This window comes from Bacillus sp. LJBS17, from assembly GCF_019334685.1.
In the GTDB taxonomy this organism is placed as follows: Bacteria; Bacillota; Bacilli; order Bacillales; family Bacillaceae; genus Bacillus; species Bacillus subtilis.
Genome location: NZ_CP079759.1, coordinates 1,906,445 through 1,919,477 on the forward strand (window position 1 = coordinate 1,906,445; position 13,033 = coordinate 1,919,477).

Consider the following 13,033-nt stretch of genomic DNA (forward strand, 5'->3'; position numbering starts at 1 on the left):
CCGCCTACTCAGAGAGTCCTTCAGTTTCTTGAGGCACAACTTCACTGTCGCTTTTTAAAGTGAAATCAATCGGTTCTGTTTTGCTTTCAATTTCTCTTAAGTACTTAGATAATGAGTGGATATGTATCCCATCATTTTTATACTCAATAATTTGATCTTCATCAACGTTCACAGTGCATTTTTTAAAAGAATATTCTTTCTTACCTTTAGCCAAGACGATTCCTCCAATTATTTGTTTTATTTACGTACAATAAGCTCCTTCGGAAGCCCGATGATCCGAAGCATCGGTAACATCCGAGAAGGGGATATAAAGGAGATGAAAGATAAGTCGGATAGGCGTTGGGGAAACGCCCGAAGGAGATTATTGATAGCTTACGTACCGGAAGGCTCCTAAGTACATTCCGGCTGATCGATAAAGTAAAACGCAAGCACAAAAAGACCTCCGCCGTAAGGTGCGGAAGCCTTTTTCTGACTGCTTTCAGATTGAGAAAGAATGCGTATAGCATTAATCCTCCAACTAATGGAATATTTGAATTAGGTCATAACCCTCGTCTTCCAACGGTTTTAATTAACCCATCTCACCTACATCAGTAACTCACGTAGGAACGTAAGCCTTCGGATTGACAGGGAAATCTGAAAATAACAAAAGACGTCATAATGACGTCTTCAGGAACTCCTTGTACAGCATGGCACATGAGTTAAATTATTGGAACAACAGAGAACAGAGTATATTTTTGATTAAAATATCACTAATAAAGGTTTGCGTCCGTAAACTCGTAAATCTCTTAATTCGTAAGCTGTAAAACGTAATCCGTCTCCAACCTAGGAAATAAATGAGTTTTGGTATTACAGTTTAGATACGCTCTAAACTAAAGCGGCTTTCTACTTCTCTGTTGTCCAAGCTGGGCAGTTTTACACCCAGCTATCAAGATAAAAGTGATTTTACCCTCATAGCTAAGTTAAAACCTTAGCTTTTATAAATACTTATCTGCAGCTTCAAACTCAATTTCATAATTATGATTAGCTTTTTCAATAGAGTTTGAAAGACGATTAGCCATTCTTTCTAACTTTAATCCTTTAGCTTGCATTTTATCAGGATCAAACAAGGCTTCACGATAACTAATAACATCAGAATAAGAATTTACTCGTTCAGTTTTCTGAGAACGACCGTAGCTTTTGAGTTTATTCGCTTCGCCTCTAAGTTGCTGTGCTAATTCAAGCGCTTCTGTGATCGATAATTCCTTTTCATCCCACAAAACTTTTGCATCCAGGTTGGCTTTAGCTATTAGTACTACCAATTCACGATAATCTTTTTTAGTCGATTCTAGCTCAGCTGTGATTTGGTCTACAGTTTTTGTTGGTTTTGTATATTTTTCATCCTTATCATGCTCAACATATGCAACACTATCTCGTTCCTGTAAAAGTTCCTGAATACGTTTTGAGATTGCATTTCTTAAAGGTAAAGCTTCAAATAAAGCGATTTTTGACATTTATTATCTTCTCCTTTAGACATACATCTTTTATATTCTAATAGATTCTTAAATAAATTGCCAATAAAACAAATTTTATCCTTAGTTTTAATCAAAACATTTGAAAAGGTAAGACCCATATAACCCTTTTCAGAGACATTCCTGTCTTTTCTTGTCAGGTCACACACCTTATCTACATACAATGCGTGTAGATCGCCAGTCTCTTATTTTGCACAGTTTTCTCTGACCCGTGTAAGGAGGTATGTGCATGGGAAAGATAAGTCTCCATTCAGAATGAAGGAGAAGTAGCGAATAAATAGCGAATATGTTGTTAATTGGAATTTGAGGTAAGGAAGACGCATCTGCCTTACCTAAGTGTAAGCCGAAGCAGTACACCGCAATTAATATTCAGGCTACATGTCACCCATAGTAAGACTGTGATGGGATTCACCCTACATATAAAAAACTTGAGTAGCATAGGTCTTACCGACATGTTTAGCCCGATAATAGTCATTTACCTGTCTCCTTTAGATACAGACATCCGAGTTAACCTCGCACCCTCATAAATGACTATTATCCGACTAACTGCAATGACCAACCGCAGTTTGTGTCAGAATGATACAGAAAATAGGGGGAGTAGATATTGTTTAATCAAGAAAAGCTAGTCCACACTGAAGAGGAATCTCCACTAATATTCATTTAGATTAGTCTTTACCTTCATAAATGAACATTAGTCGAGAACTGATATCCCAAATATCAGTAATCAACTAATTATTGACGGCACCCCCATGCCATAAATAAATAACTATAATTAATTAACCCGGAGTTGAAGATGAAAAGCGAAAAGAGGGGAGGTCGACAATTTCCTCCATAACTCAACTCTGCCACTTTTAGGAGCATAAGCTCTTTGTGACAAAGCGTGCAGGTAGCCTTTCCTGTCGTCCTCATTAACTGATTATTTAGCTTTGACTGCGTCTTTAAGTGCTTTTGCCGGCTTAAATGCAGGTGCTTTTGTAGCCGGAATATCAATTTCCTCTCCTGTCTGGGGATTTCTCCCTTTACGAGCTGCGCGTTCACGAACTTCAAATGTTCCAACTCCAGGAACCTTAATTGATTCACCTTTTGTTAGTGTTTCAACGATGACATTAAATACTGCTTCAACTTTAGGAGTAGCTTCTTTCTTAGTAACACCTAATTTTTCTGCAACTGCTCCAACAAATTCTGTTTTGTTCATGTTTTAAATCCTCCTAGTGATTTCGTTTATTTTTGTGTTAAAGTATAATTACGGTAACGTTTGTGGTTTTTTGAAAAAATGGGAGACTTACTCGCCCTTTTATGTGGAAATTAGCTTTCTTTCTCCCTTATGGCGATTATCTCAAAAGGGGCTTTCAGCCCAGTCGTACCAAGGGTTCAAGGTGCTTTTTTGTTGACCTTTTTTTGCCGAGAAATGCTGTATCCCTTGGGGGAGTAAGGCTCAAGGCACTTTCTATTGGTCGTTATCTTTTTTTATTGTAGCGTTTATGTTTATCTAAGATCATTTTTTTTGAGCAATTGTTACAGTATTTAGATTTATTAGAAGAGGGACTGAACATTTTTCCGCAATTCCCACAAGCCTTAAAATTCCTTAAGTTAATCTTTAAATTTTCCAATATATGTTCGCCAAAGCACTCCCACAAAGTCGATTTGAATTTACTCTTCTTTTTATATAGGTACTTAACTAAAACATCTGTAATAAGTTGCTCATCGTTATGTATTTCCATTAATCTTTGTTTGATAATCTTATAGACGTATAGCTTTTCTCCTGGTTTAATTTCTTCATTATTCATGAGCCACTTTTTGTTTCGGTCAAGACGTTTGTACTCATTGATAACCGTTTCATCAAGTTTCACTTTTTTATTTCGAAGTAAGAAACGGTAATCAAATTTTCCTGCAACTGCGTTAAAGTTGATTCGTTCATTAGGAATAATTGAGTCTAACTTATTTACTGTACTTTCATTAATCGATTCTACGCTATGTTCTTCTTTATCCTTTGCATTGATGAAGAAGTGGGGCACTTTATTTTTTATGTAATCTTTGATTTGCTCATCAACATGATCAGGGCGGGTGGGCATGAATAAGGTTTTTGCGAACTTTGATACCCTCGGTTTCCCGATATTTATTAGGGAATAGACCATATCATCATCTGTACTAGACAGATGGTCAGCGCTTCATAATAAGGAATTTCACCTTATTATTACTCCATAAAGGATGGTCGTTGCACCTTCATTTACAAGTACTTCTCAGCATGATGTAAACGCTTGGCACAGGGTTTTCATATAATACATTCTACATTCATTTCACATTTTTATAGGTTCTTCCTTGTTTAATTCCATAAACAACATTGGGTTTTATGTTACACATTTTTGCAACATGGGGTGCTGATAACCCTTTTTTAAGAAGTTCTCTTATACAAAATACTTCTTCTGGAGTAAGAGTGCTTTTCTTCTTGCTTTTGTATTTAAGAATAAAGTCGTCCCACCCAGTAACATGAATATGATTCCATACTTTACACTGTAATATTGATTTAACGATGGGGTAGGAAACACGCATTGATTTTGATACTTCAGACATCTTTTCCCCATTAATCAATCGAACTTTTATCTCGTGTGCTTTCGTTTCATTTATTTTTGAGGATTTATTTTTTGACCCTAAATGAGACTGACGCATCTTTAATCTAGATTCTGGCGAATGCCTTTTATTCATTCTAGATTGTAAAAGCTTTTCCTTATGCTGCGGAGAGAGCTTTCTGCCAATTCTCGCCTTACTCATTTTGGCTTTAGTCTCATCACTAAGCTTTCTTCCGATGTTATTAATCCTATTCTTTTCCCCAATAATCTTTTTGGTGGAGTCAGACATCTTACAATTACTCTTGCCCTCTCCGCCGGTGGTCATGTTAAAGCCATTTAAATAGGCACCTAGTTCATTTATGTAGTGAGTTTCTAATTCGTTCATATCTGAGTTTGGATCAACTGTTTGTAAAACATGGAATTGGAAATCGTTTTCTCCATATTTATTCCAATTATTCTGCAAATGTCGATTACAGTGCGAATTGTTTTTCAGCTTCCAAGTGTGATGCCAGTAACGCTTAATAAATTTCATCTTAGTTTTCCCCACATATATTAAGCCGGTGCTTATCTGCTCAATCTTATATATCCCACTCAAATATTTATGCTCATCCTCATTTATAAACTTCACTTTGTCACCCCCTTGTTTTAAATATCATTGTTCAAAATGTAAAATGTATTAATTAGAATTCCCCTGTTAGCACACTCATTAACGATCATTTCCTATCGCTACTTTTCGCTGAATGCACACCCTAGTTTTCTAGGTTCACTGACTTTTCATCCGCATATCGCTATGCGACGCGACTATAAATTTAATCGATAGTAAAGTTATTCTCCATGCATAACCATTTGATCACGTCCAGGTTTATATTGTCACTGTTCCATATCTTAGTGATGTTGTTACTATACTCCCCGATATTGATTCCATAAGCAAGAGTTAGTGCTTCATAGATGTTTCTGCTATTAATCTCTTGTTTCTGGGCTACAGACATTTCATAATACAAAGGAACGATGTTCTCCATATTACGCTTTGCAATATTGACGATTAGCTTATCAGAAATAATTAAGGCCTTATCCCCGTCATTATCAAACTGCAGCAGTTTCGATATCGGATCATGAATGCTGGTATAAACACCTGGGGTAATGAACCACTTTTCATATTCCTCATCTTTTTTGTTCCACCTAACACCATGCTCCCTGAATAGGTGAGGGGAGCGAAGAATATCAATGTACCCTTCATCATATAAAGAACAATGGACATCGCTTCCTGAAAGCAGTCCTTTCGGATTCTCAATTCCAAGAAACAATCTTTCACAGAAAGCATATAGATCTGGGCATAAATATGTATACCTAGCATCACTGACAAGTAATTTTCCTGATTTGGCGTCCTTAATCATACTCTTTTTCTTATTCTTAATGATTTCTTTAGTGTGATCATCATTTAACAGCTCTGGATATATCAGTAGAGCTTCTTGAAGACTTGTCTTATGTTTATTTTTCTCGGTAGCCCCCAAAACTTTCATCATGGTTTCTTTATCAGTGCCTAATTGAGTAATCTCTCTGACAGTCTTTGAGCTGATTTGGTTCAATTCCTCATCTGTGATATCAGTGAGTGTTTGTAGCATTTGGTAAGTCAGTTTTCCCTCAACCGATGGATCTTCTTCATTTAACTTAGCCCCAAGACATCCATACTTTTTAAATTTGTTGCGATAGTCATCCCATGAATCATAGTACTTCCACATCTTAAACTGGCTTTTCGTAAAAATTATTTGGATATCGTCATTAATAATGTCCCATTCTTTACCGTAGACGTCCTTAACTGTAAACGAACTGTGTTTTTCAGCAAACTTCCTAAAATCAAATGGGACTAGTAGACCCTTAACCCAAGGCAATCTGACCATAAAGCTTTTCTGGCTCAAACTGGGAAGCATCATTCCGCAACCATCTGTATGTTCTATAGGAATATCCATAACTTTACGAGTGATTTCATATGTATCACGGTCAATATAATCAACCAGGCTGGAAACGTTTGTTTCTAAGTCATTTACGACAATTGCTTTATCAATATCAATTTCCCATGGACTGCTGGCGCTATTCGATAAGGCCATGTAGCTATTCCATTTGTTTATGCTACTCCCACCTTGAGCATTGATTTGCTCCACACTAAGGCCACAAGTTAAAGAATTTTGATACTTATCTAAGGTGCTTTGCTTGATAAAACAGGATTTTTTTGTTCGTATTTGACCAGCGCTACTAGTGAAATAAACGTATTTCTCATTGTTATGTATGAATCCTTTATCAATAATGTCCCTTAAAATTTGAAAGTGATAAGTTTGGACAACCATGATCTCTTCAGAGAGAGAGTCTTCTTTGATTCCCAACGTTCGAGTTAAGACTGAATCAAATAATGAAATCACATTATTATCTTTCAGGGAATCTGTTCTAAGTGTTCTTATTTGATTATGATTGTTAAAGGCGTTATAAAGATTTTCTTTTAAGGAAATAATCCTTTGCGTTATGTACTTCTTATGTTTTTTATCAACATGTTCAAGTTTTTTGAGATAATCTCTGTACCTATATGATTTTAAAATCTTGTTATGTAATTTGTTTTCTTGATCATTATAAAAAGCAGAAGTATCAATACTGTAAATATGTACTTGCTTATTTAGACCGTCTTTTTTTCCTTTCAATAAATTCTCCCCTTATTACTTATATGTATATTTTTTGATTTTAATAATCGCTTTTTAGATACTTATGTACAAGATTTTTGTATGTATAGCTCTTTTTATCGATTGTTCCAAATAGTTTGTAGTCCTCATAAAGAGTGTTTTCTTCTTGTGAAGCAGTTCCTTCAATAATAGTAGTCTCTAAAAATCCAATTAAATTACTAAACATGTACGTTACTTTCTTTGAATCCTTTTGCATTATCTCACCTCCTCACCCATGAGATGATTATATACATATTATTTGTATTTGTCTATTGTTTTTTCGCTAGTATGTTAACAGCTCCAGGTTATTGAGATGAATTCTAAGCCATATAGAGTGATTATCGTGATCTAAAAACATGCCTATCGTAAAAATATTTAAAGAGCTTAAAAATCCAGTAAACATAAGGGTATTTGCTGTATCGAATGGTAATTAGGGGATAAACGATCGTAAAACATAAGTGAGAGTAGGGGGAAGTGGCTGCTTTATCTAAATATTGATGAAAACGAGGTAATTTGAAAAGGGAAAAATGTTGATATAAAAGGCTTTTACGATAGCGATTACGATGTGAAAAAGGGTAATTTTGATGTGGAATTAGGAAAATGAAAATTTGGATAGGGTGTGGAAATGGAAGTGCTATGGGTACATCTGTTCCCTTAATTTTACCATTAGATGTAAATATACCCCCATATATTGGTATTGTAATACGTGTATAAGGAACATTATACGTGTATTTGATGACTTGGGTAGGCCTACAACAGTGCTAACATAATTCCAGGCCAAACACAAGAATTAATTTTTAAAAAAATAAATTGGTTATCAATTTAAAAATGAATAACCATTCATTAAAAATAATCGTATTTATAACGAATCCGAGGGAATCGAAGACATATTTATTTTATCCTCACCACTATACTTATCCTTTTATCCAATTATATGTCCTACAATAACCACTCATCACGCTTACTAACCTCATCTGTTCCCACATCATATACATAACACTATTCATCCAGTCATCCAACCTAATCACACTCGCACGCTCTAAAAATCAATATAACACCTCTCTAAGCATCCTTAATCAATATCCAGTCCATTTACATTACTGCTCACTCAGACAGCACACAAAGCATTACAACAACTTCCATCAACACACAAATAACTCATCGCAAATATAAAAAATATGTATATAAAAATAATGGAATATGTTATAATAGAGTCATAGGAAAGGAGGTGTACATAGTGCTTGAGAAAGTGGGTATCATAGTTGCTTTCCTCATATCTTTAACGGTTCTTACAATCAACAGTCTAACAATAGTTGAGAAGATAAGAAACCTAAAGAATGGGACAAGCAAAAAGAAAAAGCGTATACGCAAGCGGCTCCGACCAAAGAGACAACGCCAACGTATACGCCGATGAGAGCTAAGCTAAAGGGGAATGAACTTCTCCTTTAGTTCCTACCCATATTATAACATGATCAAGCACATTGCAAACATGAAACGATTCTCATTATGGTTTACCCATATCACATTCATTGGCTTATTCTTAATGTTTCAACTCATTAAGGATTACTTCAGCAGCGAAGCACAAACACTAATCAATGCAATCTTTGTAGTCACATGTATCATTGCCATATTGTTGTGGATCATCTATTTTGTATTCATTAAACTAAGAAACAAGTCACACTAATCTTATAGGCCTCATGGTATAATAAAATCATTGAGGTGAGATGATTGGAGAAAAAATTCCTGGATGCTATTCGGCAGCTGACAAAGGAATTGGAAATGCTCAAGAAAGATATTGACTCCATCAAAGAAGCAACTGTCAGAATTGATAAAGACCTTTTAGAGTACAGAGAAGAGATAAGCAAAGTAAAACAAGGTGATTCAGTATTAATCATGCAGCAACACAAGGATAATTAAATATGCGTTATAAATAAGGGAGCGGTAAGGCAATTATCGTTCCTTATTTTTCGATTCAAATTTAAAATATAAGGAGGGTATATGGAGAGAATAAAGGTGTTAAAAGGAGTCAATGAATGAGGGGGATTTACCAAATAACAAATAAAATTAACGGGAAGAAATATATAGGTAGCAGTATAAACGTATTTAAACGATGGAAGCAGCATGTAACTGATCTACATTATGGATTACACCATTCACATCTTCTTCAAAAGGATTGGGATAAATATAGTTTAAATGATTTCACATTTGAAATATTGGAGTATGTTGAGAACAAAACTGATTTACTTACAATTGAACAAATGTGGTTAGATGGAGAAGACATAAACAACCTTTATAACGTATTAAGCTCTACTACAATGCACAATATTTCGGCGCCATCTGATTTTGTGGAAGATGTGTTCTATTGCAAAAAACTTTCAGAGGAAACACAACAGCTGTTAAGGAAGAATTTAATGATTCATAAGAAAAAAGGTAAGTTACTTCATAGCGGAAAATTTAAATATGATTACAGTAAAACCTGGTTCAGTAAGAACACAAAAGATGTGCAACAACTAAAATTGAATATGAATAATTATTTTTATAATCAAACAAGTTCAACGAGTAAAGATCGTTGCTGGACAACATTCACGCAATACGCAAGGCAATTAGAATTTAAAGGGAACAAGAAAAGATTTGTACCACTCAATGGGCAATATCTAAAAGAAAAGAAAAGTTATCTTTGCTTTGCAGCTAATTGTTTTCCAAATTCATTTTTACTTGCAAAATACAAAGAGTTATCATCGTTGGATGAAGATACATATGCTTTATCATTGATCTTAAAATGGATAGTAAACTGTGGAAATATCAATAAACCTTTAACAATTTTCATTCCTTCACTACGAATGGAAGAACTACTTTCAGAATGGTTGAAAAATGGTTAAAAGGAAAGGATAAGATTTATGACAAGAATAAAAATAGTGGATTCTATTATGGGTAGCGGTAAAACATCTGCAGCAATTGACATGATGAATAATTCAGGGACAGACGAAAATTTTATTTTCATTACACCGTACTTGGATGAAGTGGATCGCATTAAGAAGAGCATAAGCAGTAAACAAATTTATGAACCTAAAGTAAAGAAGAAAGGTGACAAAACACAATATAAGTTTGAGTCATTTCATGAACTTTTATCTCAGAACAAAAATATTGTTGCTACACATAATCTATTCAAAAATGCTAATGACGAAACAAAGGAGTTGATCCTTTCAGGCAACTATACATTGATTTTAGATGAAGTTATGGAAGTAGTTGAACAGTTACGCGTTAAGAAGCATGATCTAACTACACTATTTGAATCAAAGTTAATATATGTTGAAGACGGATTTGTCAAATGGAACGAAGAAAAAAAGGACTATGAAACACGTTATGATGATATTCGCGATATGGCTTTAAACAATAATCTGATGTACTTTAAAGACAATATATTGATTTGGAATTTTCCTGCAGATATATTCAAGTTGTTTAAAGAAGTTTATATACTCACTTACATGTTTGATGCTCAAATACAAAGATATTATTATGATATAAACAATATCAAGTATCAAAAATACGTTTCTGAATTTATAGATGGGCAATACAGGTTTACTAAACATAATACTGAATATGAGAGTATTCTAAAGGCTCAATTAAGAAATAAAATAAAAATATATGAAGGTAACTTAAATACAGTTGGCCAATTGGATTATTCATTATCATCTAATTGGTATAAAAATAAATCTCCATATACGATCAAGAAGGTAAAGAACAATGTATTCAATTACTTTAACAACATTGTTAAGTCATCAAGTGATGAAGCTATGTGGACGACTTATTCAGAACACAAAAACAAAGTAAAGGGGAATGGATATACAAAAGGGTTTGTGTCATGTAATGCAAGAGCTACCAATGATTTTAAGCACAAAAAACACTTGGTGTATACAATAAACAGATACGTTAACACTGTTCTATATAATTATTTTAAAGAGAAATATCAAATAACAATTGATCAAGATGCATTTGCATTATCCGAATTAGTACAATGGATTTGGAGATCTGCAATTAGAGATGGTGAAGAAATAACATTATACATACCCTCATTAAGGATGAGGGAGCTGCTAATTGAATGGTTAAATGGGTAGTTAAAGAGAATAAACCTCTTAAACTCTTAAAAAAGCTCAATAATACCAAGGGTTTTTCCGTCTAAGTCTTTAAGAGAGACAAAAATAAATTAAATAATAAAATAAGAGAATGGGGGTGCTGCTAATTGTTCAAAACGGTTCGTTCCTCACCTGAACAATTTTTGCTCACACCACCCCCAAACCCCCTCATGAGCGATTTATTATAGAAATAATATAAAAGCAAAAAATATGTATAATAAACTGTTGATAGATAAGGGTAATCAGGTTATAATACAATTAACAAATACAAAAAATATAAACATTATAAAATGCATATTTTAAACAGAATGAAGAGAAGGGAATAGTCACAATGGAAAATACATATAAAAATTACTTAGTAAATGTTAGAGAAGCATTGCAAACTTCTTTGGGTCAATCAAATGTTTATGCGGGGAAGGACGGAGCATTAAGACTGGCTAGAGAAATAGGGTTTTGTCTAAATGACTTTAATCCAGAACAAGCTAGATTAGCGCTCGGTGATTCATATAACTTTGTTTGTGTAATGGGGTATAATTTACAGCCACCGTTAGATAAAAAAGACTGGGACAGTGAAGTAATTTCAAGAATCCAATTTTAAATAAAACAACAATTTTAAACAGAAAAGGAGAATATAAAATGAGTACAATAACAACTCTTTATGGTGTAGTTTTAAAACATAGTGGTGGCGTGAATATGAACAGTTTCTTAATTAAAGAAAGCGCATTGAAAGAAGCAGACAAAACTATTGAAGCAATAAAGTTAAGCAATAAAAAAGGTTTTGAAGTCTACTTGTCTGAACTGGAATATGATGAATATAAAAACAGAATACTTTCTGAAAATCTTATTAATGATGATTCTGAACTACTTTTTGAAAAATAGTAAAGAGGTATTAACAATGAAAAAAGTCTGTTAATACAATCTGAATAAAACAGCAGTTTTAAATAAATTTTGGCGGTTGTATAATTAAGGAAAAGAGAGGAGCTATGCCATGGAAATAATAAGCTTCAAATTCGAAAATTCATCATTTGCAATTCATGTTAGATTTTCTGCAACTGGATATAAACAAGATGATCAAGACATAAAAGCACATGTACGAGAGCGAAGCATATCTATTCTAAAAGCTGCTACAGGGTTACGTTATTTCTTAAAAGGCAATACATATATCAAACATGAAGAAGATAATTCAGTCTACTGTTCTTTTGATCTTGATTAAAGTCTGATTAAATTCTCAAAAATAATAAATATTTTGATTAGGTAGGCGGGATTATGAAAAAGGTATCGGTTTTTTTGCTTGGTGTAATTGGAATTATATTAATCGTATATTTTAGCAAGGATCATGAAGACTATACAGCTAACTCTTACGTACAAGAAGAATTCGTAAATGATGATCTAGGTGAATCTAATGACGAAGTTAATTCAGAAAAAAATGAGCACAACACTCAAAGTGAAGAAAATGAGGAATATCAAGAATATGATTCTATCGCATATAGACTATCCAACCGAGAAGTTGGCAATAGAAATGGACAACAAGAATATAAGTATACTGCATACTATGTTCCTAATGAACAATTAGAGGTCTATGGAAAAAAAGCTAATGGAATTGTAAATGAAGAGGACAAAGAAATAAAATTTTGGAGGTACGATGTTGACTTTGTACCTAGAAAGTGGGATTTAATTTTAGTTAAATACCCTAAAGGGAACCATAAGAAGTTTATAGATATTGATATTCTGTACAGTCCCATAGGTGAACCCTATCAATGGGATGGAGATAATTAGAAATCTGTTTCACTACTGTTAAATAGTAGATAAAGGTCAAGGAAACCTTGGCTTTTTTCATAGTCCAATCGATATTCAATTATTAAAGTGCGGCGCTATGATTGATTAAAAATTTAAAGCCATATTAGACGAAAGAAAGATCAGTATTCGAAAGCTTTCCAGGGATATTGATCATGAGTATCCGACCGTCAGAAAGCTCTATCATGACGAAATGGAGCGGTATCCGAGAGAGCTGTTGGATAAGGTATGTACATACCTAAACATCGAGCTGCAGGAATTGCTTATATTCCAAAAAGACAATAACCATATCGATCACTCAGGATGAAAATGGTATACTAAAGTTA

At 33.9% G+C, this 13,033-nt stretch carries 15 protein-coding genes and 2 pseudogenes; 10 read left to right on the top strand and 7 right to left on the bottom strand.

The features are described from left to right. Positions 1-4 precede the first annotated feature (4 nt). The 7 genes and pseudogenes from KXZ66_RS09550 to KXZ66_RS09580 all read right to left on the bottom strand — a co-directional run bounded on the left by KXZ66_RS09550 (position 5) and on the right by KXZ66_RS09580 (position 6,997). Entirely contained in the window at positions 5-214 is a 210-nt protein-coding gene (locus KXZ66_RS09550) for a YonK family protein (RefSeq protein ID WP_068947519.1), read from the bottom strand. A gap of 760 nt (positions 215-974) precedes the next feature. Next, a complete protein-coding gene (locus KXZ66_RS09555) occupies positions 975-1,490 on the bottom strand; it encodes a hypothetical protein (protein WP_068947520.1) in 516 nt (171 codons plus the stop codon). Between the two features lie 934 nt (positions 1,491-2,424). Then, the gene (locus KXZ66_RS09560; protein ID WP_042976245.1) at positions 2,425-2,703 is read right to left on the bottom strand and encodes an HU family DNA-binding protein; all 279 of its coding nucleotides are present in this window, start codon (positions 2,701-2,703) and stop codon (positions 2,425-2,427) included. Positions 2,704-2,965: 262 nt separating this feature from the next. Next, a pseudogene (locus tag KXZ66_RS09565) lies at positions 2,966-3,598 on the bottom strand (hypothetical protein); the annotation flags it as partial. A 202-nt stretch (positions 3,599-3,800) separates the two neighbouring features. Then, the gene (locus KXZ66_RS09570; protein WP_003230984.1) at positions 3,801-4,703 is read right to left on the bottom strand and encodes a GIY-YIG nuclease family protein; all 903 of its coding nucleotides are present in this window, start codon (positions 4,701-4,703) and stop codon (positions 3,801-3,803) included. A gap of 184 nt (positions 4,704-4,887) precedes the next feature. After that, positions 4,888-6,762: pseudogene (gene yonO, locus KXZ66_RS09575) on the bottom strand (DNA-directed RNA polymerase YonO); the annotation flags it as partial. A gap of 40 nt (positions 6,763-6,802) precedes the next feature. Next, positions 6,803-6,997 carry a hypothetical protein gene (locus KXZ66_RS09580; RefSeq protein WP_068947523.1) on the bottom strand — a complete coding sequence of 65 codons (195 nt, stop codon included), beginning with the start codon at positions 6,995-6,997 and terminating at the stop codon, positions 6,803-6,805. 1,020 nt (positions 6,998-8,017) lie between these two features. Between KXZ66_RS09580 and KXZ66_RS09585 the strand changes: the two genes are divergently transcribed. From KXZ66_RS09585 to KXZ66_RS09630, 10 genes are all read left to right on the top strand, one after another. Further along, positions 8,018-8,194 carry a type I TA system toxin YonT gene (locus KXZ66_RS09585; protein ID WP_017696861.1) on the top strand — a complete coding sequence of 59 codons (177 nt, stop codon included), beginning with the start codon at positions 8,018-8,020 and terminating at the stop codon, positions 8,192-8,194. An 18-nt stretch (positions 8,195-8,212) separates the two neighbouring features. After that, on the top strand, positions 8,213-8,464 hold the full coding sequence (locus tag KXZ66_RS09590; protein ID WP_159376885.1) for a hypothetical protein: 252 nt from the start codon (positions 8,213-8,215) through the stop codon (positions 8,462-8,464). Positions 8,465-8,508: 44 nt separating this feature from the next. Then, positions 8,509-8,697, top strand: a complete 189-nt coding sequence (locus KXZ66_RS09595) for a hypothetical protein (RefSeq protein WP_003230987.1) — start codon at positions 8,509-8,511, stop codon at positions 8,695-8,697. Positions 8,698-8,813: 116 nt separating this feature from the next. Then, positions 8,814-9,659 carry a GIY-YIG nuclease family protein gene (locus KXZ66_RS09600; protein WP_219144908.1) on the top strand — a complete coding sequence of 282 codons (846 nt, stop codon included), beginning with the start codon at positions 8,814-8,816 and terminating at the stop codon, positions 9,657-9,659. Between the two features lie 18 nt (positions 9,660-9,677). Next, entirely contained in the window at positions 9,678-10,895 is a 1,218-nt protein-coding gene (locus KXZ66_RS09605; protein ID WP_213377198.1) for a hypothetical protein, read from the top strand. 349 nt (positions 10,896-11,244) lie between these two features. After that, complete coding sequence (locus KXZ66_RS09610; RefSeq protein WP_219144909.1) at positions 11,245-11,511, top strand: hypothetical protein; 267 nt, start codon at positions 11,245-11,247, stop codon at positions 11,509-11,511. Positions 11,512-11,549: 38 nt separating this feature from the next. Continuing rightward, positions 11,550-11,792: a hypothetical protein gene (locus KXZ66_RS09615; protein WP_210216315.1), complete on the top strand. Its 243-nt coding sequence runs from the start codon at positions 11,550-11,552 to the stop codon at positions 11,790-11,792. A 109-nt stretch (positions 11,793-11,901) separates the two neighbouring features. Continuing rightward, the gene (locus KXZ66_RS09620) at positions 11,902-12,126 is read left to right on the top strand and encodes a hypothetical protein (RefSeq protein WP_219144910.1); all 225 of its coding nucleotides are present in this window, start codon (positions 11,902-11,904) and stop codon (positions 12,124-12,126) included. Positions 12,127-12,179: 53 nt separating this feature from the next. After that, a complete protein-coding gene (locus tag KXZ66_RS09625) occupies positions 12,180-12,689 on the top strand; it encodes a hypothetical protein (protein ID WP_219144911.1) in 510 nt (169 codons plus the stop codon). A 121-nt stretch (positions 12,690-12,810) separates the two neighbouring features. Next, the gene (locus KXZ66_RS09630; RefSeq protein ID WP_219144973.1) at positions 12,811-13,014 is read left to right on the top strand and encodes a helix-turn-helix domain-containing protein; all 204 of its coding nucleotides are present in this window, start codon (positions 12,811-12,813) and stop codon (positions 13,012-13,014) included. Positions 13,015-13,033: the final 19 nt, after the last annotated feature.

Excerpts from the sequence above, each read along its gene's own strand:
- KXZ66_RS09555 (WP_068947520.1), bottom strand. The coding sequence starts at position 1,490 with ATGTCAAAAATCGCTTTATTTGAAGCTTTACCTTTAAGAAATGCAATC.
- KXZ66_RS09560 (WP_042976245.1), bottom strand. The coding sequence starts at position 2,703 with ATGAACAAAACAGAATTTGTTGGAGCAGTTGCAGAAAAATTAGGTGTT.
- KXZ66_RS09580 (WP_068947523.1), bottom strand. The coding sequence starts at position 6,997 with ATGCAAAAGGATTCAAAGAAAGTAACGTACATGTTTAGTAATTTAATT.
- KXZ66_RS09590 (WP_159376885.1), top strand. The coding sequence starts at position 8,213 with ATGAACTTCTCCTTTAGTTCCTACCCATATTATAACATGATCAAGCAC.
- KXZ66_RS09600 (WP_219144908.1), top strand. The coding sequence starts at position 8,814 with ATGAGGGGGATTTACCAAATAACAAATAAAATTAACGGGAAGAAATAT.
- KXZ66_RS09605 (WP_213377198.1), top strand. The coding sequence starts at position 9,678 with ATGACAAGAATAAAAATAGTGGATTCTATTATGGGTAGCGGTAAAACA.
- KXZ66_RS09610 (WP_219144909.1), top strand. The coding sequence starts at position 11,245 with ATGGAAAATACATATAAAAATTACTTAGTAAATGTTAGAGAAGCATTG.
- KXZ66_RS09615 (WP_210216315.1), top strand. The coding sequence starts at position 11,550 with ATGAGTACAATAACAACTCTTTATGGTGTAGTTTTAAAACATAGTGGT.
- KXZ66_RS09620 (WP_219144910.1), top strand. The coding sequence starts at position 11,902 with ATGGAAATAATAAGCTTCAAATTCGAAAATTCATCATTTGCAATTCAT.
- KXZ66_RS09625 (WP_219144911.1), top strand. The coding sequence starts at position 12,180 with ATGAAAAAGGTATCGGTTTTTTTGCTTGGTGTAATTGGAATTATATTA.